21 protein-coding genes are annotated in these 25,003 nt (G+C 58.3%); 11 read left to right on the plus strand and 10 right to left on the minus strand.

Annotated features, from left to right (window positions below):
• Positions 1-9: 9 nt before the first annotated feature.
• Positions 10-1,473, minus strand: a complete 1,464-nt coding sequence (gene bepA / locus M8318_RS15130) for a beta-barrel assembly-enhancing protease (protein WP_106994635.1) — start codon at positions 1,471-1,473, stop codon at positions 10-12.
• A gap of 221 nt (positions 1,474-1,694) precedes the next feature.
• Between bepA and M8318_RS15135 the strand changes: the two genes are divergently transcribed.
• Positions 1,695-2,756 carry an AI-2E family transporter gene (locus M8318_RS15135; RefSeq protein WP_262663394.1) on the plus strand — a complete coding sequence of 354 codons (1,062 nt, stop codon included), beginning with the start codon at positions 1,695-1,697 and terminating at the stop codon, positions 2,754-2,756.
• A gap of 96 nt (positions 2,757-2,852) precedes the next feature.
• On the opposite strand, the gene bcp is transcribed toward M8318_RS15135, so the two are convergent.
• Both bcp and M8318_RS15145 read right to left on the minus strand, forming a co-directional pair.
• On the minus strand, positions 2,853-3,323 hold the full coding sequence (gene bcp / locus M8318_RS15140) for a thioredoxin-dependent thiol peroxidase (RefSeq protein WP_166183306.1): 471 nt from the start codon (positions 3,321-3,323) through the stop codon (positions 2,853-2,855).
• Complete coding sequence (locus tag M8318_RS15145; RefSeq protein ID WP_207630081.1) at positions 3,323-3,892, minus strand: glycine cleavage system transcriptional repressor; 570 nt, start codon at positions 3,890-3,892, stop codon at positions 3,323-3,325. Before M8318_RS15145 ends, bcp begins: the two co-directional genes overlap by 1 nt.
• A gap of 145 nt (positions 3,893-4,037) precedes the next feature.
• Here M8318_RS15145 and dapA point away from each other — a divergent pair, with 145 nt between their 5' ends.
• The 6 genes from dapA to ypfH all read left to right on the plus strand — a co-directional run bounded on the left by dapA (position 4,038) and on the right by ypfH (position 10,561).
• Entirely contained in the window at positions 4,038-4,916 is an 879-nt protein-coding gene (gene dapA, locus M8318_RS15150) for a 4-hydroxy-tetrahydrodipicolinate synthase (protein WP_166183304.1), read from the plus strand.
• A 16-nt stretch (positions 4,917-4,932) separates the two neighbouring features.
• Positions 4,933-5,967: an outer membrane protein assembly factor BamC gene (gene bamC, locus M8318_RS15155; protein WP_262663395.1), complete on the plus strand. Its 1,035-nt coding sequence runs from the start codon at positions 4,933-4,935 to the stop codon at positions 5,965-5,967.
• Between the two features lie 109 nt (positions 5,968-6,076).
• The gene (gene purC, locus M8318_RS15160) at positions 6,077-6,790 is read left to right on the plus strand and encodes a phosphoribosylaminoimidazolesuccinocarboxamide synthase (RefSeq protein WP_032613044.1); all 714 of its coding nucleotides are present in this window, start codon (positions 6,077-6,079) and stop codon (positions 6,788-6,790) included.
• Between the two features lie 122 nt (positions 6,791-6,912).
• Complete coding sequence (gene ypfJ, locus M8318_RS15165; RefSeq protein ID WP_262663396.1) at positions 6,913-7,776, plus strand: KPN_02809 family neutral zinc metallopeptidase; 864 nt, start codon at positions 6,913-6,915, stop codon at positions 7,774-7,776.
• Positions 7,777-7,791: 15 nt separating this feature from the next.
• Positions 7,792-9,792, plus strand: coding sequence for a tRNA(Met) cytidine acetyltransferase TmcA (locus M8318_RS15170; RefSeq protein WP_408612295.1), 2,001 nt, complete (start codon positions 7,792-7,794; stop codon positions 9,790-9,792).
• A 73-nt stretch (positions 9,793-9,865) separates the two neighbouring features.
• Positions 9,866-10,561, plus strand: a complete 696-nt coding sequence (ypfH, locus tag M8318_RS15175) for an esterase (RefSeq protein ID WP_262663398.1) — start codon at positions 9,866-9,868, stop codon at positions 10,559-10,561.
• Between the two features lie 37 nt (positions 10,562-10,598).
• On the opposite strand, the gene M8318_RS15180 is transcribed toward ypfH, so the two are convergent.
• The 3 genes from M8318_RS15180 to M8318_RS15190 are packed head-to-tail and all read right to left on the minus strand — an operon-like array spanning position 10,599 to position 12,310.
• Positions 10,599-10,796 (minus strand): YpfN family protein, encoded by a 198-nt coding sequence (locus tag M8318_RS15180; protein ID WP_095453344.1) that lies wholly within the window; start codon positions 10,794-10,796, stop codon positions 10,599-10,601.
• 26 nt (positions 10,797-10,822) lie between these two features.
• Complete coding sequence (gene dapE, locus M8318_RS15185) at positions 10,823-11,950, minus strand: succinyl-diaminopimelate desuccinylase (protein ID WP_262663399.1); 1,128 nt, start codon at positions 11,948-11,950, stop codon at positions 10,823-10,825.
• 3 nt (positions 11,951-11,953) lie between these two features.
• A complete protein-coding gene (locus M8318_RS15190; protein WP_106994645.1) occupies positions 11,954-12,310 on the minus strand; it encodes an ArsC family reductase in 357 nt (118 codons plus the stop codon).
• A gap of 388 nt (positions 12,311-12,698) precedes the next feature.
• Between M8318_RS15190 and ypfM the strand changes: the two genes are divergently transcribed.
• Positions 12,699-12,758, plus strand: a complete 60-nt coding sequence (gene ypfM / locus M8318_RS15195; RefSeq protein WP_015572204.1) for a protein YpfM — start codon at positions 12,699-12,701, stop codon at positions 12,756-12,758.
• A 107-nt stretch (positions 12,759-12,865) separates the two neighbouring features.
• Here the strand turns inward: ypfM and acrD are convergent, their stop codons facing one another.
• Positions 12,866-15,979 (minus strand): multidrug efflux RND transporter permease AcrD, encoded by a 3,114-nt coding sequence (acrD, locus tag M8318_RS15200; RefSeq protein ID WP_262663400.1) that lies wholly within the window; start codon positions 15,977-15,979, stop codon positions 12,866-12,868.
• Between the two features lie 196 nt (positions 15,980-16,175).
• Positions 16,176-17,870, minus strand: coding sequence for a nitrate/nitrite two-component system sensor histidine kinase NarQ (gene narQ / locus M8318_RS15205; protein ID WP_262663401.1), 1,695 nt, complete (start codon positions 17,868-17,870; stop codon positions 16,176-16,178).
• Between the two features lie 217 nt (positions 17,871-18,087).
• Here narQ and aegA point away from each other — a divergent pair, with 217 nt between their 5' ends.
• The 3 genes from aegA to M8318_RS15220 all read left to right on the plus strand — a co-directional run bounded on the left by aegA (position 18,088) and on the right by M8318_RS15220 (position 21,845).
• On the plus strand, positions 18,088-20,037 hold the full coding sequence (aegA, locus tag M8318_RS15210) for a formate-dependent uric acid utilization protein AegA (RefSeq protein ID WP_262663402.1): 1,950 nt from the start codon (positions 18,088-18,090) through the stop codon (positions 20,035-20,037).
• A gap of 65 nt (positions 20,038-20,102) precedes the next feature.
• On the plus strand, positions 20,103-20,678 hold the full coding sequence (gene nudK / locus M8318_RS15215; protein WP_262663520.1) for a GDP-mannose pyrophosphatase NudK: 576 nt from the start codon (positions 20,103-20,105) through the stop codon (positions 20,676-20,678).
• A gap of 123 nt (positions 20,679-20,801) precedes the next feature.
• Positions 20,802-21,845, plus strand: coding sequence for a DUF1176 domain-containing protein (locus tag M8318_RS15220; RefSeq protein ID WP_262663403.1), 1,044 nt, complete (start codon positions 20,802-20,804; stop codon positions 21,843-21,845).
• Between the two features lie 68 nt (positions 21,846-21,913).
• On the opposite strand, the gene tkt is transcribed toward M8318_RS15220, so the two are convergent.
• Positions 21,914-23,902, minus strand: coding sequence for a transketolase (gene tkt / locus M8318_RS15225; RefSeq protein ID WP_262663404.1), 1,989 nt, complete (start codon positions 23,900-23,902; stop codon positions 21,914-21,916).
• Positions 23,903-23,921: 19 nt separating this feature from the next.
• Positions 23,922-24,872, minus strand: coding sequence for a transaldolase (tal, locus tag M8318_RS15230; RefSeq protein ID WP_106994652.1), 951 nt, complete (start codon positions 24,870-24,872; stop codon positions 23,922-23,924).
• Positions 24,873-25,003: the final 131 nt, after the last annotated feature.

Below are 25,003 nucleotides of genomic sequence, written 5' to 3' on the forward strand. Positions count from 1 at the left end.
TCTTCTCCTTTACATCTTTTCATACGGACGGTAGCGCTGCTGTAGCTGGCGCAACTGATCGATGCGGGCATCGTAACGGGCCTGTTGCAGGCTACCGAGTTTCACCTGCGAGCTGGCGCTGCTCAGCAGGGAGATGGCCTGATCCAGGCGTCCGACCAGGGCGTAAGCTTCGGCGCGGGCCGCCAGCTCCTGATCGCGATGGCCAAGGGCGCCTTCCGCCTGGGCCAGCAGATCCCAACCGTTAGGATCGTCTTTATTACTGAAGGTGTAGCGGTTGAGGAGGGGCGCGGCTTGCTGCGGCTGTCCGCCCTGTAAATAAGCATTCGCCAGGTTGAGTTGCAGGACCGGATTAGTGCGTATTTCCCGGGCGCCTTTCAGACGGTTAATCGCATCCTGGGCTTTTTTCTGCCCTAAATCGATGTCGGTGGCCAGATCGAGATACCAGGCATTGTTGGCCTCTGCGGTCAGCAGCGGCTGCAGGTTCTTGCGGGCCTCATCATAGTTGCTGGCCTCCATCGCCTGTAACGCCCGACCGTACTGGGCCGCGCGCTGTTCACGCACGTTGCCTTTCGCCAGCGCGTCCAGCAGATCGTTGGTCAGCTGGTTACGCCCGGAGTTGTACATGCCGAGGCTTCTGACCTTCGCCATGTAGAAATCTTCCGAGGACTGCACCACTACCGGACGCATCTGGTTGGCACGGTTACGCGCATCCGACAGACGGCTTTCTGGCAGAGGGTGGGTCAGCAAAATTTCCGGTGGACGCGAGGAGTAGCGCGCCCGATCGAGTAACTTTTCAAGGAAATTCGGCATCGCCTGCGGGTCAAACCCGGAGCGCTGCAGCACCTGTATACCGATGCGGTCAGCTTCCTGTTCATTCTGCTGGGTAAAGCTGATCATTCCCTGACGCGTACCCGCCAGCGTACCGGTCAGCGCCGCCATCCCCGCCTGCGGGCTGGCCATCGCCAGCAGAATGGAGCCCAGCGCGCCCACCCAGGTGAGCGGGGCGCTGCGCTTCTGATCTTCCATGGCGCGTGCCAGATGGCGCTGGGTGACGTGGGAAATTTCGTGCGCCATCACTGAGGCCAGCTGGCTTTCGTTATCGGCGTAGCGGAATAACGCCGAGTGCAACACCACATTGCCGCCGAAGAAGGCGAAGGCGTTGATCTCATCGTTATTGATTAAATAGAAGTGGAAAGGGGTTTTCACCGAATCCGCATGGGAGACAAGGCGCATTCCCAGGGAATTGATGTACTGCACCAGCAGCGGATCGTTAATCAGCGGCGCACTTCCGCGCAGCTGGCGCACGTAATAGTCGCCCATCTGCAGCTCCTGACCAATGGAGAGCGTGCTGCCTGCCGAGGTGCCCATGTCCGGCAATGATTCTGCAGAGTCAGCGAACGCAGGCACCATCTGGCCAGCGGCCAGCGCAGCGATGAGCGTCGCAACCAACGTTTTTTTCAACTGCCTGAACATAACCTCTGTCCTGTCTGGTGGGTGTGCTAATTTGACCGAATAACCCGCATATCGTTCACCTGCGGCTGCTCTGCGAGTGTAGCCGCGTCAGGGCGATAAGAAAATCCCTCTTTTCAGGCTTTTGCGTTTTGTGACAGAGCAAGAAAAAGCGAAAGTCTTTTCATTGACTCTCCGATACAATTCACCTTTTACGTCCAGCCATCATCTTCAGGGAAGGTTGCATGCTCGAGTTATTAATGCAGTGGTACCGCCGACGCTTTAGCGATCCGGAGGCCATTGCGCTGCTGGTTATTCTGGTTGCCGGATTTGGCATCCTCTTCTTCTTTAGCGGGCTGCTGGCCCCGCTGCTGGTGGCGATTGTGCTCGCCTATTTGCTGGAGTGGCCGACGGTCCGACTGGAAAATATCGGCTGCTCCCGCCGCTGGGCCAGCATCATCGTACTGGTCTTTTTTGTCGGTATCCTGCTGGTGATGTCCTTTGTGGTGCTGCCGATTGCCTGGCAGCAGGGGATCAACCTGATTCGCGATATGCCTGGCATGCTCAGCAAGCTCTCGGATTTTGCCGCCACCCTGCCGCGTCGTTATCCGGCTCTGATGGATGCGGGCATTATTGATGCGATGGCTGAAAACATGCGTACCCGCATCATGACGATGGGGGACACGGTAGTGAAATTCTCCCTCGCGTCGCTGGTGGGCCTGCTGACGCTGGCAGTCTATCTGGTGCTGGTGCCGCTGATGGTCTTCTTCCTGGTCAAAGATAAAGAGCAGATGCTTAACGCGGTGCGCCGCGTGCTGCCGCGTAACCGTGGCCTGGCAGGGCAGGTATGGAAGGAGATGAACCAGCAGATCACCAACTACATCCGCGGCAAAGTGCTGGAGATGATCGTTGTCGGTGTTGCCACCTGGATTGGCTTCTTCATCTTTGGTCTTAACTATTCGCTGCTGCTGGCGGTGCTGGTGGGCTTCTCGGTGCTGATCCCGTATATCGGGGCTTTCGTGGTCACCATTCCGGTCGTGGGCGTGGCGCTGTTCCAGTTTGGTCTGGGCACCGAGTTCTGGAGCTGTTTCGCAGTCTATCTGATTATTCAGGGCCTGGACGGTAACCTGCTGGTGCCGGTGCTGTTCTCGGAAGCGGTCAACCTGCACCCGTTAGTCATTATTCTCTCGGTGGTGATTTTTGGCGGGTTATGGGGATTCTGGGGGGTGTTCTTTGCCATCCCATTGGCAACGCTGATTAAAGCGGTGGTGCATGCCTGGCCGGATGTCCCGGCAGTTGAGGAGTAGTCTGTTGCCCGGCGGCGCTAACGCTTGCACGGGCCTACGGGTTTTGTAGGCCGGGTAAGCGTAGCGCCACCCGGCGAAACACGCACAATAGCCGAATCAGGCGTTCTCTTTCACCCAGTTCAGTACCACGTCGTGGTGATTGCTGGTTTTGAAGTCATCAAACACATGTTCGACTTTACCTTCGGCATCGATCAGGAAACTGATGCGGTGGATACCGTCGTAGGTTTTGCCCATAAAGGTTTTCTCACCCCAGATGCCAAACTCACCGCAGACCTGATGGTCTTCGTCGGAGAGCAGCGTGAAGTTCAGCAACTCTTTTTCGGCAAAACGAGACAGCTTTTCAGGCTTATCGGTACTGATACCCAGCACTTCCACGCCCGCGCTCTTCAACTCATCCATGTTGTCACGTAGACCGCACGCTTGTACGGTACAGCCTGGCGTCATGGCTTTCGGGTAGAAGTAGACCAGAACACGCTGTCCCTGGAAGTCGGTTAAATTTACTTGCTCGCCGTCTTGATCGGGCAGGCTAAATTTCGGTGCGATGTCACCGGCTTTCAGTGGATTCATTACTCAACTCCGTCTTGTTCATGCTGGGAATAATTGACGACGTTTATACTGCCTTGCGCATTTAATTCTGTACAGAGGGCTTTGAACGCTTGCTCTATATTTGATGCATCCTGAGAGGCCGGGCTGTGCGCGGTGATCTGGATAAACAGTTTAGGAATAGTGTGGCCTTCACCCGGCTGGGTACGGGAGACCAGCTCGGCAATGTTCATCTGATGGCTATCAAACAGGGCGGTAAAGCGTTCGATTAAGTGCGGGGAGTCAGTCACTTCCACCTGGACCCAGACGGTTGCCGGCAACGCTGGCTGCGGACGTGCGGTGGTGCGCTTCATCACGATTAACAGATCCAGCTCTGCGCCTTTTAACGGCAGGGTCGATTCAATTAAGGTGATGGCATTCCACGATCCGGAAAGCAGCATGATGAAGGTGAACTCTTCCCCGAGCATCGCCAGACGGCTGTCTTCAATGTTGCAGCCGCAGCTACTGACGTGGCGAGTAATGGTGTTTACGATCCCCGGCCTGTCAGCACCCAGCGCAGTGATAACCAGGTAATGTTGTGATGATGTTGTCAAACCGGTTCTTCCTTTGCATGGTTTAGTCTTTCTAAGGAAAGCATAAAAAAAACCGGCATACAATAACCTGGAGGCCTCATGTCCCTTGCTTTTATTACAGCACCAAACGTACCATTGAGGCTCTTGTACGCACAGAGGATGGCCCATGTTCACGGGAAGTATTGTTGCGCTTGTTACACCGATGGATGAGAAAGGTAATGTCTGCCGGTCAAGCCTGAAGAAACTGATTGATTATCATGTCGCCAGCGGAACCTCGGCGATTGTTTCGGTAGGGACTACCGGTGAATCTGCAACGCTGAGCCATGAAGAGCATGGCGAAGTGGTCATGATGACCCTCGAACTGGCTGACGGGCGTATCCCGGTTATCGCCGGTACGGGCGCCAATGCGACCGCTGAAGCCATCAGCCTGACCCAGCGCTTCAACGACTCGGGTGTGGTCGGTTGCCTGACGGTAACGCCATACTACAACCGTCCGACCCAGGAAGGTCTGTTCCAGCATTTCAAAGCCATCGCTGAACATACTGACTTGCCACAAATCCTGTATAATGTGCCGTCGCGCACTGGCTGCGATATGCTGCCAGAAACGGTTGGCCGTCTCGCGAAAGTAAAAAATATTATCGGTATTAAAGAGGCGACCGGGAACTTAAGCCGTGTTCATCAGATCAAAGAGCTGGTTTCAGACGACTTTATTCTGCTGAGCGGTGATGATGCGACCTCGCTGGACTTTATGCAGCTCGGCGGCCACGGGGTAATTTCCGTGACCTCCAACATTGCAGCCCGCGATATGGCTGAAATGTGTAAACTGGCGGCTGCCGGTCATTTCCAGGAAGCCCGCGTGATTAACCAGCGTCTGATGCCGCTGCACAACAAATTATTTGTCGAACCCAATCCGATCCCAGTGAAATGGGCATGTAAGGAGTTGGGACTTGTAGCGACCGATACGCTGCGCCTGCCGATGACCCCGATTACCGACCACGGTCGCGAAACGGTCACTGGCGCGCTGAAGCATGCCGGTCTGCTGTAAAGTTTAGGGAGATTTGATGGCTTACTCAGTACAGAAGTCGCGCCTGGTGAAGGTTGCGGGTGTTTCGCTTGTTATGTTGCTCGCGGCCTGTAGCTCAGATTCACGCTACAAGCGCCAGGTGAGCGGTGACGAATCCTATCTGGATGCTGCGCCGCTTGCTGAACTTCATGCGCCCGCTGGCATGATCCTGCCCGTTCAAAATGGCGACTATAACATTCCGGTCACCAACGGGAGCGGCGCGGTAGGCAAAGCGCTTGATATCCGTCCGCCAGCACAGCCTCTGGCGCTGGTAAGCGGGGCGCGTACTCAGTTCACCGGCGATACCGCGACGCTGCAGGTTGAGAGCGCGCGTAATGCCGCGCTGTGGCCGCAGGTTGTCAGCGTGATTCAGTCGAAGAACTACACAATCACGCAACGCGATGACGCCAGCCAGACGCTGTCGACAGACTGGATCGAATGGTCCCGTCTGGATGAAGATCAACAGTACCGTGGACGTTATCAAGTCTCTGTTAAACCTCAGGGTTATCAGCAGGCGGTCGTGGTTAAGTTGCTGAACCTCGAGCAGGCAGGCAAGCCCGTCTCCGATGCCGCTTCCCTGCAGCGCTACAGCACCGAGATGCTTAACACCATCGCTGCGGGCCTCGACAAAAACGCAACCGACGCTGCCAATGCTGCCCAGAGCCGCAATGGCGCAAGCTTCGACGTGCAGAGCGCTGCCGACGAAACCGGTCTGCCAATGCTTGTCGTACGTGGTCCGTTCAACCAGGTCTGGCAGCGTCTGCCTGCCACGCTTGAGCGCGTCGGCATGAAAGTGACCGACAGCACCCGCTCGACCGGCAGCATGGCGGTGACCTACAAGCCGCTGTCTGACAGCAGCTGGGAAGCGCTGGGCGCACGCGATCCGGGTCTGGCTTCCGGCGACTACAAGCTTCAGGTCGGCGATCTGGACAACCGTAGCAGCCTGCAGTTTATCGATCCAAAAGGTCACACCCTGACCCAGTCGCAGAACGATGCGCTGGTCGCTGTCTTCCAGGCGGCATTCAGCAAATAAAAAAGAGGGCTGGTGAATCCAGCCCTTTTTATTTTCGTGCTACGCAAACGTGTGCGTGGCATAATATCTCCAGTTTTGAACACAAATCATCACACCAGGAGTAATGAAGATGCAGAAGCAAGCTGAGTTGTATCGTGGCAAAGCGAAAACCGTATACAGCACGGAGAACCCGGATCTGTTGGTGCTCGAGTTCCGCAATGATACGTCAGCAGGAGATGGCGCGCGCATTGAACAGTTTGACCGTAAAGGGATGGTGAACAACAAGTTCAACCACTTCATTATGAGCAAGCTGGAAGAAGCGGGCATCCCTACGCAAATGGAAGCGTTGCTGTCCGATACCGAATGTCTGGTGAAAAAGCTGGATATGGTACCGGTGGAATGTGTCGTCCGTAACCGCGCCGCAGGCTCCCTGGTGAAGCGTCTGGGTATTGAAGAGGGCATCGAGCTCAACCCGCCGCTGTTCGACCTGTTCCTGAAAAACGACGCCATGCACGATCCGATGGTCAACGAATCTTACTGCGAAACCTTTGGCTGGGTGAGCAAAGAGAACCTGGCGCGCATGCAGGAGCTGACCTTCAAAGCCAATGACGTGCTGAAGAAGCTGTTTGATGACGCCGGCCTGATCCTGGTCGACTTCAAACTGGAATTCGGATTGTATAAAGGCGAGGTGGTTCTGGGTGATGAATTCTCACCTGACGGCAGCCGCCTGTGGGACAAAGAGACGCTGGATAAAATGGACAAAGACCGCTTCCGCCAAAGCCTGGGCGGTGTGATTGAAGCGTACGAAGCCGTTGCCCACCGTCTGGGTGTTAAACTCGACTAATCCCGTCCTGTCGCCAGGGGAACCTCTGTTCCTCTGGCATCTCACCTTTGTTTCCAGTGGTAATCTTGCCCCGAACCGCCTACGATCATATTTATTATTAAGATGATAATTTCGAGGTGGTTATGCGCTGGCAAGGGCGTCGTGGAAGCGACAATGTAGATGACAGACGTAGTAGCGGTGGTCCGTCAATGGGTGGGCCGGGCTTCCGGCTGCCGGGCGGAAAGGGCGGTATCATTATTCTGCTGGTGGTTGTGGTAGCAGGTTACTACGGGGTCGACCTGAGCGGGTTACTCACCGGGCAACCGATGCCGCAGCAGCAGCAGGCGACGCGCTCGATCAGTCCAAATGAAGATGAAGCGGCGAAATTCACCTCGGTGATCCTGGCCACGACGGAAGATACCTGGGGTCAACTTTTCGACAAAATGGGTCGCACCTACCAGCAGCCGAAGCTGGTGATGTACCGCGGCGCCACGCGTACCGGCTGCGGGACCGGGCAATCAGTAATGGGGCCGTTCTACTGCCCTGCCGATTCTACCGTCTATATCGATCTCTCCTTCTACGATGACATGAAACGCAAGCTGGGCGCCGACGGCGATTTTGCCCAGGGCTACGTCATCGCCCATGAAGTAGGCCATCACGTGCAGAAACTGCTCGGCATTGAGCCAAAGGTTCGCCAGCTGCAGCAGAACGCCAGCAAGAGCGAAGTGAATGCGCTGTCGGTGCGTATGGAGCTGCAGGCTGACTGCTTTGCCGGGGTCTGGGGCCACAATATGCAGCAGGAGGGCGTGCTGGAGGCGGGAGACCTGGAAGAGGCGCTTAACGCCGCGCAGGCGATTGGTGACGATCGTTTGCAGCAGCAGAGTCAGGGGCATGTGGTGCCGGACAGCTTTACTCACGGGACTTCAGAACAGCGTTACAGCTGGTTCAAAAAAGGCTTTGACGGCGGCGATCCTGGCCAGTGCAATACCTTCGGTAAGGCCATGTAATTCTCAATGTCAGGGATGAATTTATCCGGGTTACCGGAACAACTGGCGCGGGAGGGGCACCGGCGACTGCTGGTGCTGAGCGGGGATGATACATGGACGCAGCAGCAGGCGCTGCTGCTGAAAGAAAAACATCCCGGAGACTGGCTGTGGGTTGGTAACGATGCTCCACAGCTCCCGTCCTGTTCACCCCAGGCGCTGAATCAGCTGCTGGGCCGCGAGTTTCTCCACGCCATCTTCGATGCCCGCCGGGGCTTTGACGTCTCGGCCTTCGCGGCCGTCGGCGGCACATTGCGGGCCGGAAGCCTGCTGGTTTTACTCACTCCGGCCCTGGCGCGTTGGCCGGAGCAGGCCGACCAGGATTCGTTGCGCTGGAGCGACAGGCCCCAGCCAACCCCCACTCCTCGTTTTACTGAACATTTCTGCCGACATATCACGCGCGATCCGCAGGTCTTACTCTGGCAGCAGGGCGCGCCTTTCCCCGGTCTGCAAACCCTGTCTGCCCCCGACTGGCACCCGGCCAGCGGTGAGCCGCAGCGCGAGCAGGCCGCGATCCTCGCCCAACTTTCGTCGATGCCCGAAGGGGTCGCCGCCGTGACTGCCGCGCGCGGACGCGGAAAGTCCGCGCTGGCAGGCATGCTGCTGCAACGCATTGCAGGCCACGCCATTGTAACGGCACCCGCCCGAGCGGCGACGGAGGTTATCGCCCGCTTTGGTGGCGATCGCTATCACTTTATGGCCCCGGACGCGCTGCTGGCCTCGGACGAGCGCGCCGAGTGGCTGATCGTTGATGAGGCGGCGGCGATCCCCGGCCCGCTGCTGGCGCGGCTGGTGACGCGCTTCCCCCGTGTGCTGCTGACCACCACGGTGCAGGGTTATGAGGGCACCGGCAGGGGATTCCTGCTGAAATTCTGCGCCCGCTTTGCCGGGCTGCGTTACTTCACCCTTAGCGAACCGGTGCGCTGGGCGGCGGGCTGTCCGCTGGAGCGCATTATCGCCGAGGTGTTGCTGTTTGATGACGAACCTGACGAGCGCGTCCCGCAGGGGGAGATCGTCTGTATGCCGCTGGAGCAGGAGGCCTGGAGCCATGATCCCGATCTCCCGGCGGCGGTCTATAAACTGCTCTGCGCCGCGCACTACCGGACCTCACCGCTTGATCTGCGGCGGATGATGGATGCCCCGGGGCAGCATTTTGCCGTCGCCCGAACGGCTGATGGCGTCTGTGGCGCGCTGTGGCTGGTGGAGGAGGGCGGTCTGAGCCCGTCGCTCAGCCAGGCGGTGTGGGCGGGCTATCGCCGTCCACGCGGCAACCTGGTGGCGCAATCGCTGGCCGCTCACGGTGGCTCCCCGCAGGCGGCTACTCTTACCGCCCGGCGGGTAACGCGCGTTGCGGTCCATCCCGCTCGCCAGCGCGAAGGCATTGGCCAGGCGCTGATTGCCACCGCCCGCCAGCAGAAGAATATCGACTACCTCTCCGTCAGTTTCGGCTATACCGGGGAACTCTGGCGCTTCTGGCAGCGCTGTGGCTTTGTGCTGGTGCGTATGGGCAGCCACCGCGAGGCCAGCAGCGGCTGCTACACGGCGATGGCGATGCTTCCGCTCAGCCCGGCGGGGCAGGCGCTGTGCCAGCATGAGCAGCAGCGGCTCTGTCGTGATGCGCCGGTGATTGAACGCTGGAACGGTGAAAAGATCCCGGTAGCGCCCGCAGGTGAGGCTACCCTTAATGATGATGACTGGCTGGATCTGGCCGGGTTTGCCTTTGCGCACCGCCCCTTTACGGCGGCGGTGGCCAGCCTGACGCGACTGCTGCAGGCGACGGATCTGCCGCTGGCCGGACTGCGGGGCAAAATCGAACAGGGGCTGGACGATAGCGCCCTGGGCCGCGCGTCAGGTCTCAGCGGACGCAAAGCCCTGCTGAGCCAGCTGCGTATCGAGACCGGCCAGGCGCTGGCGCAGCTGGACAGCGAACGCTGCCAGAAGCTGAAGCACACCGTTTTGCAATGGCAATTTTTTCAATGACTTCATCAGTAAACTGGCATGTTCATTCTGCCTGTCAGGCGTAGAATCCCGCTTATCAATTAAGGAGACCGCCATGAAACATGACCATTTTGTTGTCCAGAGCCCCGATCGTCCGGCCAAACAGCTACTGCTGCTGTTTCATGGCGTCGGCGATAACCCGGCCAATATGGCGCAGATTGGCAGCTGGTTTGCGCCGCTGTTTCCTGATGCTCTGGTGGTCAGCGTGGGCGGCGCAGAGCCGTGCGGCCCCGATGGTCGGCAGTGGTTTTCGGTGCAGGGCGTGACTGAAGAGAGTCGTCAGGAGCGGGTGGATGCAATTATGCCGACCTTTGTCGGGACGGTGCGTTACTGGCAGCAGCAAAGCGGCGTCGGGGCGAATGCCACCGCGCTGATCGGTTTTTCTCAAGGGGCGATTATGGCGCTGGAGAGCGTGAAAGCCGAGCCGGGTTTAGCCTCGCGGGTGATTGCGTTCAACGGCCGCTATGCGACCCTGCCGGAACGGGCGACCACGGCGACCACTATCCACCTGATCCACGGCGGGGAAGACCATGTGATTGAGCTGTCCCATGCGATGGCTGGTCAGGAAGCGCTGATCCGCGCGGGCGGCGATGTGACGCTCGATATTGTTGACGATCTGGGACACGCCATTGACGATCGCAGTATGCAATTTGCGCTGGATCATCTGCGCTTTACCGTGCCGAAACACTACTTCGATGAAGCACTCAGCGGCGGTAAGCCGAACGATGACAGTATTGTTGAATTTCTCTGAAGGCTAACCCTCTCCCGCAGGGGAGAGGGTTAAGTCATTACTTCTTCTGGTCCTTCTTCGGCCAGTCGTCTTCATCATCCCACTTGTCGTTAAAGTCACGATGCGGAGGGAGGTCAGGTTTGTTGGCGAGGAATTTCTTATGGTCAACGCGCTTAAGATCCTTGATCACGTTTAGCAGCACGCCTACCAGAAAAACCAGTACCAAAATCCACCAGTATTTAGCCAGCCAGTCCATTCGCTTATCCTTCTTCAGGGCAACCGTCAGGCGACGAGTTGCTCCATGATACGTTGATACATACGGGCCAGCAGCTGTAAATCAGCGGCATTCACGCATTCATTAATTTTATGAATGGTGGCATTCACCGGCCCAAGTTCGACCACCTGCGCACCCATACGGGCAATAAAGCGTCCGTCGGATGTGCCGCCCGTGGTCAGCAGTTGCGGTTTAATTTCATTATAGTGCGCGATAGCGTTAACCACCGCATCCACCAGCTTCCCGCGCCCGGTCAGGAACGGCTGGCCGGAAATCCACCACTCCACGCTGTAGCGCAACTGGTGCTTCTCCAGCAGGGCCGCGACGCGGGCTTTGATCATCTCGTCGGTCAGTTCGGTGCTGAAGCGGAAGTTAAACTGCACAAACAGATCGCCGGGGATGACGTTGTTGCTGCCGGTGCCGGCCTGAATGTTAGCAATCTGCATGCTGGTCGGCGGGAAATAGTCGTTGCCCTTGTCCCACTCGATCCCCACCAGCTCGTTGAGCATCGGGGCGGCGCGGTGTACCGGGTTATCGGCCAGATGCGGATAGGCCACGTGCCCCTGCACGCCATGAATGGTGAGGTTACAGGTCATCGAGCCGCGACGGCCATTTTTGACCACGTCACCCACCACCTCCGTGCTGGACGGCTCGCCCACCAGGCAGTAATCCAGACGTTCGTTGCGCGCCATCAGCGCTTCCACTACCTTCACGGTGCCGTTTTTGGCGCTGGCTTCTTCATCGGAAGTGATTAAAAACGCCAGACGGCCTTTATGGTTCGGGTATTGCGCCACGAAGCGTTCGGCGGCAACCACCATCGCTGCCAGGGAACCCTTCATGTCCGCCGCGCCGCGACCAAACAGCATGCCGTCGCGGATCGTCGGTTCGAAAGGGGGATTGATCCAGCGGTCAGCGTCACCGGCTGGCACCACATCAGTATGTCCGGCAAACGCCAGCGTTTCGCCCTGACCGCGCCAGGCCCAGAAATTTTGCGTATCGCCAAAATCCATAGGTTCGACGGTAAAACCAATCGCCCGCAGGCGTTCGATCATCAGCGCCTGACAACCCGCATCATCCGGGCTCAGGGAGGGGCGGCGAATAAGCTGCTGAGTCAGCTCAATGACCGGGCATGACATAGACTACACCTCAATAAAGTAGGTTTGGTATTGCTTTTCGTTGAAACCCAGCAGCATAGGCTTACCGGGCGCCCAGAGCAATGGGCGTTTGATGATTGCTGGCATTTCAAGCATTAAGGCAGCGGCGCTGTCGGCATTATTGATACTGGCGCGGTGATTTTCTTCCAGCTTGCGCCAGGTGGTGCCGCGGGTGTTCAGCAGCGCTTCCCAGCCCAGCTCCGCGATGAATTTCTGCATTAAATCAGCATCCAGACCGTCGACGCGATAGTCATGAAAACGGTAATCGACGTGGTTATCGTCCAGCCAGCGGCGTGCTTTTTTGATGGTGTCGCAATTTTTGATTCCGTACAGGGTGATCATGGTGAATCCTTTTGTCTTAATAGTGGCCAGTTGCTCAGTATTTTCGAAGCTTCAACAATTGCGGAAATATAACACATTTGTTTTATGACATTATTTTATATCCATACCTGGCATAAATAACGTACAGGCTATGAATATTATTTCATCTTTATCGCATAGAAGTCCAGGCGCTAAAAAGTCGTGTAAGAACAGTCGCTAATTAATTTTTTCATCGTTAATCAAGGTTATTTCAAAATATTGCAGTTGGTCACATAAAATTTATCGGACTGGACCCATATTATCTACAAGCCAGTCGTACCAACGGGGGTAGAGCAGAAGAACTGATTAAAAAGTCTTCACAATGATGATATATTCTCGTAGAATGGCCATAATAATAAGAGAGGTAGTTATGATTGAACGTGAACTGGGGAACTGGAAAGATTTTATCGAAGGCATGCTTCGTAAATGACATTCAGGAAGAAATGCAAGAGCACTTAATTAGCTAAATAACTATAGTGTGAAAATAAACACACAAAAAAGGCGGCCGGTAAGGACGCCTTTTTCATTTTCAACATCTTATTTCTGTCGTTCTTTTAACGGGAACCGTCGACGGACCAGCACAAAGAACAGCGGCACAAAGTAAATGGCGAGGATGGTCGCGGAGATCATCCCGCCCATCACCCCGGTTCCCACCGCGTGCTGGCTGCTCGATCCCGCGCCAGAGCTGGTAGCCATCGGCAGCACGCCAAAGATAAACGCCAGCGAGGTCATCAGGATCGGGCGCAGGCGCTGGCGACAGGCATCAAGAGTCGCTGCCATCAGCTCCTGACCTTTCTCATTCATCTCGTTAGCAAACTCAACAATCAGAATGGCGTTCTTCGCGGACAGGCCAATAACCGTTAGCAGCCCGACCTGGAAGTAGACGTCATTCTCCAGCCCGCGCATCCAGGTGGCGAGCAGGGCGCCAATCACCCCCAGCGGCACCACCAGCATCACCGAGAACGGCACCGACCAGCTCTCGTACAGGGCGGCCAGACAGAGGAACACCACCAGCAGCGACAGAGCATACAGCGCCGGCGCCTGGGCACCGGAGAGGCGCTCCTGATACGACATCGCGGTCCACTCAAGACCAAAACCGGCAGGCAACTGCTGGACCAGATTTTCCATCACATCCATCGCCGTACCGGTACTCACGCCCGGCGCGGCCTCACCGACAATCTCTACCGCCGAATAGCCGTTGTAGCGCTCCATACGTGGGGAGCCAGTCTCCCAGCGTGAGGTGGCGAAGGCCGAGAAGGGCACCATGCCGCCGTCTTTGTTACGCACATACCACATGTTGATATCGTCCGGCAGCATGCGGTATTTAGCCGCCGCCTGCACGTAGACCTTTTTCACGCGGCCCCGATCCATAAAGTCGTTCACGTAGCTCGAGCCCCACGCGGTTTGCAGGGTGTCGTTGATATCGTCAATGTCCACGCCGAGCGCCTGCGCCTTACGCTGGTCGATATCAATCTGCACCTGCGGGCTGTCATCCAGACCGTTGTGGCGCACGCGGGTGAGGGAAGGATCTTCCCCGGCCAGCTCCAGCAGGCGGTCGCGCGCGGCCATCAGCGCCACATGCCCGGCCCCGGCGTGATCCTGCAGCTCCATATCAAAACCTGCCGAACTGCCGAGCCCGCTGATCGCCGGTGGGCTACTGGCGAAGACCCGCGCCTCTTTAATATGGCTGAAGGCTTTAGTGGCGCGCTCGATAATGGCGAACGAGCTACCGGTTTTGGCATCGCGCTCATCCCAGTCTTTCAGGCGCACGAACATACGCGCCACGTTCTGCCCGTTCCCGCCGGGGCCAGAGCCCACGGTGGCAAAGACCGACAGCACGCTATCCTTCTCTTTAGTGAAGAAGTACTGCTCGACCTGCTGGACCACCTTCAGGGTCTGCTGTTGGGTAGAGCCGCTGGGCAACTGCACTGAGGTGATGAACATGCCCCGATCTTCCAGGGGCAGGAACGAGGTGGGCAGACGCAGGAACAGGAACACCATGCCGCCCAGCAGCAGGACGTAGATCAGCACCCAGCGCAGGCTGCGATGCAATATCCGCCCGACGCCCGCCTCATAGCGCGCGGCGTTGCGGTTGAACATACGGTTGAACCAGCCAAAGAACCCTTTCTGGCCGTGCTGCTCGCCCTTGTGCAGCGGTTTAAGCAGGGTAGCGCACAGCGCCGGGGTGAGGATCATCGCCACCAGCACCGACAGCACCATCGCTGAGACGATGGTGATGGAGAACTGGCGGTAGATCGCACCGGTGGTGCCGCCAAAGAAGGCCATCGGCACAAACACCGCTGACAGCACCATGGCAATCCCCACCAGCGCCCCCTGGATCTGCTTCATCGATTTTCGCGTCGCCTCGCGCGGGGAGAGCCCCTCTTCGCTCATGATACGTTCGACGTTCTCCACCACCACGATAGCGTCATCCACCAGCAGGCCTATCGCCAGCACCATCGCAAACATGGTGAGGGTGTTGATGCTATAGCCAAAGGCGTACAGCACCGTGAAGGTGCCCATCAGCACCACCGGTACGGCAATGGTCGGGATCAACGTGGCGCGGAAGTTTTGCAGGAACAGGTACATCACCAGGAACACCAGGGCGATGGCTTCCAGCAGGGTTTTCACCACATCCTCAATCGAAGCCTTCACAAAAGAGGTGGTTTCGTAGGCAATTTTGTATTCGAGCCCGTGGGGGAAATAGTGCGACAGCTCATCGAGGCGGCTGATGACCTGTTCAGCCGTGGCCATCTCGTTGGCCCCGGAGGCCAGCTTGACCCCCAGACCGGAGGCCTGCTTGCCGTTGAAGCGGCTCAGGTAATCGTACTTCTCCGCGCCCATCTCCACGGTGGCGACATCACCCAGCCGCACTTCCGAGCCGTCCTGGTTGACGCGCAGGGTGATATCGCGGAACTGTTGGGGGGTCTGCAACAGCGACTGGGAGTTGATGGTGGCGTTCAGCGCCTGCTTATCAATGGACGGCGTACCCCCCAGTTGGCCGACCGCAATCTGCGCGTTTTGCGATTCGATGGCGTCGGTGACGTCTTTCGCCGTCATCTGGAAACTGTTTAGCTTCGCCGGGTCGAGCCAGATGCGCATCGAGTATTGCGAGCCGTAGGCGTCGATATCCCCCACGCCGTTGATGCGGCTGAGCGGATCCTGAATATTACTGGCGACATAGTCGGCGATATCCTGCTTGTCCATCGACCCGTCGGTGGAGACAAAGGCGATGGTCAGGATGTTGGTATCGCCGGTTTTACGCACCGTCACGCCCTGATTCTGCACCGCCTGCGGCAGCTTACGCAGCGCGGACTGGAGCTGGTTCTGCACCTGCTGCACCGCTTCATCCGGGTCAGCGCCCGCGGTAAAGCTCAGCGTGACCGTCGCCTGCCCGGTGGCGCTGCTCTGGGAGGACATGTACATCAGGTTGTCGAGGCCGGTCATGTTCTGCTCGATCACCTGGGTGACGGTATTCTCGAGGGTCTGTGCGGAGGCCCCGGGATAATTAGCCGTGATCCGCACGTTAGGCGGAGCCAGATCCGGATACTGCTCAACAGGAAGGGAAAAAATGGCCAGCGTGCCGGTCAGGCACAACAGAATTGCCAGCACCCAGGCAAAAATGGGGCGATCGATGAAAAAATTCGCCATTAAAATAAGACCTCGTTTTGCTGCGCGTCGTCATTGTACATTGCCCGCATCACTCTAGCGGCAAGGCGGATGCCAAACGTGGAGAAATAAAGGAGATAATGTAAATTATCATGCGCTTTATCCGCGCGATTATCCTGAAGCGGTGAGTATTGCCCATCCCCATGGCTGAGCGGTGACATTCCCCCTGATTTTACCGTTATTTACCCTCGGTACTGGCTGACGAGCGGAAACAGACGCTGACCTGCGTCCCTCCGCCGGGTGGCTGGGAGAAGTGCAGGGTGCCTCCGAGCCTGTCGGCGCGCTCGCGCATGATGTTCAGACCGTAGTGCCCCGGCGGCTCGCTGGCGTCGCCAATCCCAATCCCGTCGTCGCGAATGCTCACCGTATGGCTGCCGTCCGGGGCGGTAACGCAGCTGATCTGGATATCGCTAGCCTGGGCGTGCTTGATGGCGTTCAGCACTGCCTCGCGCACAATTTGCAGCAGGTGAACCTGCATCTGGGCGTCCAGCGCCAGGGAGGAGAGGCGACAGTCGAGGCGCAGTGTTGCGCTGGTCTGCTTCTGCAGATCGTCCAGCGTCTCCTGCAGCGCGACGGGGAGGTTGGCCTGATTCAGGGTCAGGCGGAAGGTGGTCAGCAGCTCGCGCAGCTGGCGGTAAGCGGCATTCAGCGCCCGGGAGAAATCGGTAATGATCGCCTGCGCCGGCTCATTCTCCTCCGGCACCGCATGTTTGAGCAGCGTCAGCTGGATACGCAGATACGACAGCACCTGCGCCAGCGAGTCGTGCAGCTCGCGGGCGATGGTGGCGCGCTCCTCCATCAGCAGCAGCTGGTGGTAGTGCTTCTGAGCCTGGTTGGAGAAGAGGCCACGCCCGAGCATGGTGGCGACGCTTTTCATCAGCGGGATCGGGACGGCGCGCTGCTCGCTTTGCCAGCGCAGCTCACCGAAGCGGGTCTCCAGCATGACGACCGGCAGCACCTGCGTCTCAAGGTGTCCGGCGGCCTCACCCTCCTGCATTTTCCAGCCGTCGCTGGTGTGCAGCGCCAGCCAGGTGATCCCGGTGTATTCGCGCACGGTTTGCAGGATATGGCGGAAACAGTGGCTGTCGATCGTGCTGGTATTCATCTCCTGCGAACAGGTAAACAACATCTCCAGCTGCTGGTGAGCCTCGTGCAGATGGTGCGTCTTCTCTTCAACCGAAATTTCCAGCGAGCGATACAGGCTGTGCAGCTCGGTGGCCATATGGTTAAAGGTACGGGAAAGCAGGCCAAGCTCGTTCGGCAGATCGGTATCCGGCACCGGGGTATCAAACCGGCCCTGTTCGATGTGCAGGCTGGAGGCGACCAGATGATTGAGCGGGGCGACCACCTGCCGGCGGATCCGCCGCAGCGTGTTGAATGCCAGCAGGATGATGCCGATCCCTCCGGCAAAGGAGATGGCGAACACCAGCTGGATTTTATGTTCGGCGTAATGTTGCAGGGAGAGGACAAAAGCGTCGATACGCGCCACATACTCATCCATATGGTTCTGATACCAGGCGTAATCGCCCTGATCCAGTTTCTCGTCCACCCCCTGCCACGCCAGCTGCAGCAGGTGATAATGCTGTTGAACCTCATCCGGCACGTACCAGCTTTTCAGCGTCAGCAGGGCGGGGGCGTTCAGCGTTTGCTCCCAGGTCTGGCGATGGGGCAGCAGATCGGCGCTGCCCCGCTGCATATCGTAACCCAGGCGATAGCTCTGCATGCGCAATGACCCCGCCAGGTTGATCGCTTCGGCGTCGCGCTGACTGCTGGCGAGGGTAAACAGGGCGATGGCGCTGGTCAATAGCGATAGCGCAATGATGGCGAAAAAGGCCCGGGCAAGGCTGCGTGAAACCGGTTGTTTTACAATCACAAATCGCGTCCTGAGCTAATACCATACAGACCTGATAAGCGTTTCCGCTGGGGAATGAAACGTAATTTCATCAGGAATGAAATTAATTGATCTGACACAGGTTCAGGCGAAATAGTTCGCGTTCCTGGGCAATTGAACATTGCCTGAATCCGTTGCGGTGGGTAAATACATTATTCATACAAAGAATAAGGTTATTCAGCCCAGCAGGGGAACCGTGATGAATCATTTTATTATGACCAACAGCCAGCTATGCATTGGATGTCGTGCCTGCGAAGTGGCGTGCGTCATGGCGCATCATAATGAACAACATGCCCTCAACGCGCGCCATTTTACCCCTCGTATCACCGTGGTGAAAGAGGGCAACACACACAGCGCCGTCACCTGCCACCACTGCGAAAACGCCCCCTGCATCCAGAGCTGCCCGAACGGGGCCATCAGCCGGATGCGCGACAGCGTGCAGGTTGAAGCGAAGCAATGTATCGGCTGCAAAGCCTGTGTGGTGGCCTGCCCGTTTGGCACCATGGAGATCGTCACCACCACCGCGCAGAAGTGCGATCTGTGCCTGGATCGCCCCGAAGGCCCTGCCTGCGTGGCGAACTGCCCGGCGGATGCCCTGTCGCGCGTTACCCCCGATACCCTGAACCAGCTGGCCCGCACGCGGCAGGTACGCACGGCGTGTCATGAGGCGCAGCCGTGGCAGACCGGCGCGGCGCTCGCTCCCCGGGAGATGAGCAAGCGCGAGCGGATGTTTGCCCTGACCGCCCGCGGCGAGCCGGATAAACTGACTCCCGAAGCGCGGGCGGGTAATTTCGACGAAATTTATCTGCCGTTCCGCCCGGCGCAGGCCCAGCGTGAGGCCGACCGCTGCCTGACCTGCGGGGAGCATTCGGTATGCGAATGGACCTGTCCGCTGCACAACCACATTCCCCAGTGGATTGAGTACGTAAAGGCCGGGGATATCGACGCCGCGGTGGAGTTATCCCATCAGACCAACTGCCTGCCGGAGGTAACCGGCCGGGTCTGTCCCCAGGACAAACTGTGCGAAGGCGCCTGCACGGTGCGCGACGTTGCCGGGTCGGTGACCATCGGCAACATCGAGCGCTATATCTCCGACCAGGCGCTGGCGAAAGGCTGGCGGCCCGATCTGAGCCATGTTACCCCCGTCAATAAGCAGGTCGCGATTATCGGGGCCGGGCCCGCCGGGCTGGCCTGCGCCGATGCGTTAATCCGCCGCGGGGTCAGCGTCACGGTCTTCGATCGCCACCCGGAAATCGGCGGCCTGCTCACCTTCGGCATTCCGGCCTTTAAGCTGGATAAATCCCTGCTGGCTCGCCGCCGGGAGATTTTCACGGCGATGGGTATTCGCTTCGAACTGAACTGCGAGGTGGGCAAAGATATCCCGCTGGCGCAGCTGCTCAGCGAGTTCGATGCCCTGTTTGTCGGGGTGGGCGCCTACCGTTCGATGAAGGCGGGCATTCCCCATGAGGATGCGCCTGGCGTTTACGATGCCCTGCCGTTCCTGGTGGGCAACACCCGGCAGCTGATGGGGCTGCCGTCGTCGGAGGAAGAGCCCTTTGTCGATACCGCCGGGCTGAACGTGGTGGTGCTCGGCGGGGGCGATACGGCGATGGACTGCGTACGCACCGCGCTGCGCCACGGGGCTGCCAGCGTCACCTGCGCCTACCGCCGGGACGAAGCCAACATGCCGGGCTCGAAAAAAGAGGTCAAAAACGCCTGGGAAGAGGGGGCCACTTTTGAATTTAACGTCCAGCCGGTAGAGCTGACCCTCGACGACGCCGGGCGGGTTAACGGTATTCGCCTGCTGCGTACCCGGCTGGGTGAGCCGGATGCCCAGGGCCGGCGTCGCCCGGTGCCCATCGAGGGCAGCGAGTTTGTGATGCCTGCCGATGCGGTGATCATGGCCTTTGGCTTCAACCCGCATGCGATGCCCTGGCTACAGGCGCAGAGCGTCGAGGTGGATGACTGGGGGCGGATCGCCGCCAGCGTCGAGTCGCGCTACCGCTATCAGACCAGCAACCCGAAGATCTTTGCCGGGGGCGACGCAGTGCGCGGTGCCGATCTGGTGGTCACCGCGATGGCGGAAGGGCGACACGCCGCTCAGGGCATCGTCGACTGGCTTGGGGTTCACGCGCCCGCGGCGCATTAAGCCGACGGACGACAAGGCAGGCTTCACAGCGTAAAATGACCGGCATGACGCGTAATGGAGCCTGTATAACCTTGAAAATTGAACTGATTAAAGACAAGTGCCTCTCGGATAACTATTTCATTCTGCGCAACCTGACCTACGATTTGACGCGGAACAACGGCGAAGTGGTGCGCCACAAACGTGAAGTTTACGATCGCGGTAACGGCGCCACGGTCCTGCTCTATAACCCTGCGAAGCAGAGCGTGGTGCTGATCCGCCAGTTCCGTATCGCCACCTGGGTGAACGGCAATCCCGACGGACGCTTGATTGAAACCTGCGCCGGGCTGCTGGATAACGATGAGCCGGAAGTCTGCATTCGCAAAGAGGCGATCGAAGAGACCGGTTTTGTGGTCGGTAACGCGCGCAAGGTGTTTGAGCTGTACATGTCCCCCGGTGGCGTAACGGAGATCGTCCATTTCTTCGTGGCGGAATACAGCGATGCCCAGCGTGCGGGCAAGGGCGGCGGCATCGAAGACGAAGAGATCGAGGTCCTGGAGCTGCCCTTTAGCGAGGCGCTATTGATGGTACAATCGGGTGAAATTCGGGACGGCAAAACGGTGATACTCTTACAGTATTTGCGCAGTTCGGGGTTAATGGATTGATCTTATTACCCTTAATAAGATGTATTTTATATAAATCTATCCGATAAATCCGATTGAGTAAGCCCGGCCTGAGCAGGAAGATACGGTCTGTTTGTCAGTTTTGCTTCCGGGATCCTGCTATTCATGCGTCACAGCCTTTTTCTTATCTTTATGCTCAGCGTGCTGCCCGCATCTCTGGTTCAGGCGGCACCTGCTCAGCAGTCGTTTACTGACTGGCAGGTGACCTGCAACAACCAGAACTTTTGTATTGCGCGCAATACCGGTGAACATAACGGGCTGGTGATGACCCTGAGCCGCAGCGCCGGGGCGAAAACCGATGCGGTGCTGCGTATCGATCTCGGTGGACTGGCGACGATCGATCCCAAAGCGCCCGCCATCGCGCCTCGCTTGCAGCTCGACGGCGAGCCGCTGCAGCTTGCTCCCCCGCACTGGCAGGTTACCTCCTGGCGTCTGACTACCGATCATACCGCCACCATTACCGCCTTGCTGGCCACCCTTCAGCAGAAAAAGGCCATCACCCTCGCGGATGGCAAGCAGGTTATCACCCTTGATGGACTGAAAGAGGCGCTGCAGTTTATTGACGCCCAGCAGAAGCGTGGCGGGAGTGAAACCGCGTGGATCAATAAAGGCGCACAGCCGCCGCTGAGCGTACCGCCCGCGCCGGCCCTGAAAGAGGTGGCGGTGGTCAACCCGACCCCCACGCCGTTGACCCGTGAGGAGCGCAGCGATCTTACTGACTATGGCACCTGGCGCATCAACAGCAGCCAGTGTTCGCTCGATCCGACGCGTCGTGAAGTGCGGGTCACCGCCTTAACCGATGACAAAGCGCTGCTGATCGTCAGCTGCGAGGCCGGGGCGTATAACACCGTCGATCTGGCCTGGCTGGTGTCGCGCAAAAAGCCGTTTGCTTCCCATCTGGTGCGCCTGCGCCTGCCGTTTGTGCCCTCGAGCGACAGCAGCGAGATGGAGTTAATGAATGCCAGCTTCGATGAGAAGAGCCGCGAGCTGACGACCCTGGCCCTGGGGCGCGGGATTGCCGACTGCGGGATTCAGACGCGCTGGCGCTTTACCGGGCAGCGTTTCCGTCTGGTGCGTTACGCCGAAGAGCCGAGCTGCGATAACTGGCATGGACCCGACTCCTGGCCGACGTTGTGGATCACGAGGTAAAAGCAAAACGGCAACCATTCGGTTGCCGTTTTTAGGCCCGGCAAGCGTAGCGCCGCCGGGCAAAGCACTTACAGCAAGGCCTGCGCCTTCTCCACCACGTTCTCCACGGTGAAGCCGAAGAACGGGAACAGCTTGTCGGCAGGTGCCGATTCACCATACCCGGTCATCCCGACAATCTTCCCTTTCAGCCCGACATACTTGTACCAGTAGTCCGCGATACCCGCCTCGACCGCTACACGCGCCGTGACATCCGACGGCAGCACCGATTCACGGTACGCTTCATCCTGAGCATCAAAGATATCCGTTGAAGGCAGGGACACCACCCGCACCGCGTGACCTTCTGCGGTCAGCTTCTCCGCCGCCTTAACGGTGATCTCCATCTCCGACCCGGTAGCAATCAGGATCACATCTGGCTTGCCGCCGCTGTCTTTCAGGATATAGCCCCCGCGGGCGATATTTTTCACCTGCTCCGGCGTGCGCTCAATCTGCGCCAGGTTCTGACGCGACAGGATCAGCGCCGTCGGACCATGGTGACGCTCTACCGCCAGTTTCCAGCCGACAGCAGCCTCCACCTGATCGCATGGCCGCCAGGTGCTAAAGTTTGGCGTCAGACGCAGGCTGGCCAGCTGCTCTACTGCCTGGTGGGTCGGACCATCTTCCCCCAGCCCGATGGAGTCGTGGGTATAAACCATGATCTGCCGGGCCTTCATCAACGCCGCCATACGCGCAGCGTTACGAGCATACTCGACGAACATCAGGAAGGTAGCGGTATAAGGCACAAAGCCGCCGTGATGGGCGATACCGTTGGCAATGGCGGTCATGCCGAACTCACGCACCCCGTAGTGGATGTAGTTCCCGGCCAGATCTTCCTTGAGCGAGGTTGAGCCCGACCAGATAGTCAGGTTACTCGGGGCCAGATCCGCAGAGCCGCCCAGCAGCTCCGGCAGGATCGGGCCAATGGCGTTGAGGGTGTTCTGCGAGGCCTTACGGGTGGCGATTTTCGCCGGGTTGGCCTGCAGGTTCTCGATCAACGCCTGGGTGGTCTCTTCCCAGTTCTCCGGCAGGCCACCGCTCATGCGACGACTGAACTCGGCCGCCAGTTCCGGGTGTGCTTTCTGGTAGGCGGCAAATTTGTCGTTCCAGGCTGCCTGCGCTTTCTCGCCGTCTTCACGGGCGTCCCAGGCTTTGTAGATCTCTTTCGGGATCTCAAAGGCCGGGTATTTCCAGCCCAGCTTCTGACGGGTCAGGGCCACTTCTTCTTCGCCCAGCGCCGCGCCGTGTGCCTCTTCTTTCCCGGCTTTGTTCGGGGAACCAAATCCGATGACCGTACGACAGATAATCAGCGACGGTTTATCGGTCACGCTTTGCGCTTCCTGAATGGCCGCTTTCAGCGCCTCGGGATCGTGGCCGTCAATCTCGTGCACCACGTGCCAGTGATAGGCTTCAAAGCGTTTTGCCGTGTCGTCAGTGAACCAGCCCTCGGTCTCGCCGTCGATGGAGATACCGTTGTGATCGTAGAAACCAATCAGCTTGCCCAGCCCCAGGGTGCCTGCCAGAGAGCAGACCTCGTGGGAGATCCCCTCCATCAGACAGCCATCGCCCATAAACACATAAGTGTTGTGATCGACAATCTCATGTCCCGGCTGGTTAAACTGCGCCGCCAGCGTGCGCTCGGCAATCGCCAGCCCGACCGCATTCGCCAGCCCCTGGCCCAGCGGGCCAGTGGTGGTCTCCACCCCTGGGGTATAACCCAGCTCCGGGTGACCCGGGGTTTTTGAGTGCAGCTGGCGGAAGTTTTTCAGCTCCTCCAGCGGCAGGTTATAGCCGGAGAGGTGCAGCAGGCTATAGAGCAGCATCGAGGCGTGACCGTTGGAGAGAATAAAGCGGTCGCGGTCGTACCACGTTGGATCGTTGGGGTTATGCTTCAGGAAATCATTCCACAATACTTCAGCGATATCGGCCATGCCCATTGGTGCGCCTGGATGACCGGAATTGGCTTTTTGCACGGCATCCATGCTGAGGGCGCGAATGGCATTGGCTAACTCTTTACGGGACATAGTTCACTCCATGGCAAGGTTACAGTTTGGCGGCGAGCAGATCTTCGAGTTTGCGTTGGTCGACCGCGAAAAGACGGATCCCTTCTGACAGCTTATCGACCGCCATGGCGTCCTGATTATGCTCCCAGCGGAATTCGGCTTCAGTCATCGGTTTTGGTTTTGGCAGCACCGTTGAGGACGGCACCAGGCGGCGGATCACCGACTCCTCTTTATCCTGCAATTCCTGCAGCAGGTTAGGGGAGATGGTCAGGCGGTCACAGCCGGTGAGGGCGAGGATCTGCTCGGTGCGGCGGAAGCTGGCGCCCATCACGATGGTTTCGTAGCGGTGTTGCTTATAGTAATCGTAGATATTGCGAACGGATTTCACGCCCGGATCTTCTTCTACCACATAGGGGTCCATCGGCTGGCGGGCCTGATACCAGTCGTAAATACGCCCGACGAACGGTGACACCAGGAACACCCCGGCTTCGGCGCAGGCGCGAGCCTGAGCAAAGGAGAACAGCAGCGTCAGGTTACAGTTAATCCCCTCTTTCTCCAGCACCTCAGCGGCGCGGATCCCCTCCCAGGTGGAGGCCAGTTTGATCAGAATGCGCGATTTCTCGACGTCCTGTTCCTCGTAGAGCTGTACCAGACGCCGCGCTTTGGCGATGCTTTTCTCCTGGTCAAAGGAGAGGCGTGCGTCCACTTCAGTAGAGACCCGTCCCGGGATGCTTTTCAGAATTTCGCTACCAATATTGACCGCCAGCTTGTCGCTGGCCTCAGCGACCTGTTGCTCTTTGGTTTTGCCGCGTCCTTTACCGTACGCAATCGCATCGTCAATCAGGTGCGAGAAGTGTGACAGCCCGGCGGCTTTCAGCAGCAGCGACGGGTTGGTGGTCGCATCCTGTGGCTGGTAGTGGCGGATGGATTCGATATCCCCGCTGTCAGCCACGACCGTGGTGAATTGTTTGATGCCGTCTAGTTGGTTCATAAATAATTACTCCTTGGAAATAAAAGAGTTGGTGGAGTGTGTTAGATCACACTTCTGCGAAATTCGCGATGTACTTAACAAAAAAGCATAGCAGACGGACATGGTCTTGCTTCGCCGGGCAGGTAACATGA

Origin of the sequence: Leclercia tamurae, assembly GCF_025566055.1 — a bacterium.
Lineage (GTDB): Bacteria > Pseudomonadota > Gammaproteobacteria > Enterobacterales > Enterobacteriaceae > Enterobacter > Enterobacter tamurae.

Bases quoted from the DNA above. Each gene is read 5' to 3' on its own strand.
- M8318_RS15220 (WP_262663403.1), top strand. From the start codon at position 20,802: ATGCGTCACAGCCTTTTTCTTATCTTTATGCTCAGCGTGCTGCCCGCA.
- ypfJ (WP_262663396.1), top strand. From the start codon at position 6,913: ATGCGCTGGCAAGGGCGTCGTGGAAGCGACAATGTAGATGACAGACGT.
- dapA (WP_166183304.1), top strand. From the start codon at position 4,038: ATGTTCACGGGAAGTATTGTTGCGCTTGTTACACCGATGGATGAGAAA.
- acrD (WP_262663400.1), bottom strand. From the start codon at position 15,979: ATGGCGAATTTTTTCATCGATCGCCCCATTTTTGCCTGGGTGCTGGCA.
- M8318_RS15135 (WP_262663394.1), top strand. From the start codon at position 1,695: ATGCTCGAGTTATTAATGCAGTGGTACCGCCGACGCTTTAGCGATCCG.
- M8318_RS15190 (WP_106994645.1), bottom strand. From the start codon at position 12,310: ATGATCACCCTGTACGGAATCAAAAATTGCGACACCATCAAAAAAGCA.
- purC (WP_032613044.1), top strand. From the start codon at position 6,077: ATGCAGAAGCAAGCTGAGTTGTATCGTGGCAAAGCGAAAACCGTATAC.
- bamC (WP_262663395.1), top strand. From the start codon at position 4,933: ATGGCTTACTCAGTACAGAAGTCGCGCCTGGTGAAGGTTGCGGGTGTT.
- bcp (WP_166183306.1), bottom strand. From the start codon at position 3,323: ATGAATCCACTGAAAGCCGGTGACATCGCACCGAAATTTAGCCTGCCC.
- M8318_RS15170 (WP_408612295.1), top strand. From the start codon at position 7,792: ATGAATTTATCCGGGTTACCGGAACAACTGGCGCGGGAGGGGCACCGG.
- tkt (WP_262663404.1), bottom strand. From the start codon at position 23,902: ATGTCCCGTAAAGAGTTAGCCAATGCCATTCGCGCCCTCAGCATGGAT.
- M8318_RS15180 (WP_095453344.1), bottom strand. From the start codon at position 10,796: ATGGACTGGCTGGCTAAATACTGGTGGATTTTGGTACTGGTTTTTCTG.
- ypfH (WP_262663398.1), top strand. From the start codon at position 9,866: ATGAAACATGACCATTTTGTTGTCCAGAGCCCCGATCGTCCGGCCAAA.
- tal (WP_106994652.1), bottom strand. From the start codon at position 24,872: ATGAACCAACTAGACGGCATCAAACAATTCACCACGGTCGTGGCTGAC.
- bepA (WP_106994635.1), bottom strand. From the start codon at position 1,473: ATGTTCAGGCAGTTGAAAAAAACGTTGGTTGCGACGCTCATCGCTGCG.
- aegA (WP_262663402.1), top strand. From the start codon at position 18,088: ATGAATCATTTTATTATGACCAACAGCCAGCTATGCATTGGATGTCGT.
- dapE (WP_262663399.1), bottom strand. From the start codon at position 11,950: ATGTCATGCCCGGTCATTGAGCTGACTCAGCAGCTTATTCGCCGCCCC.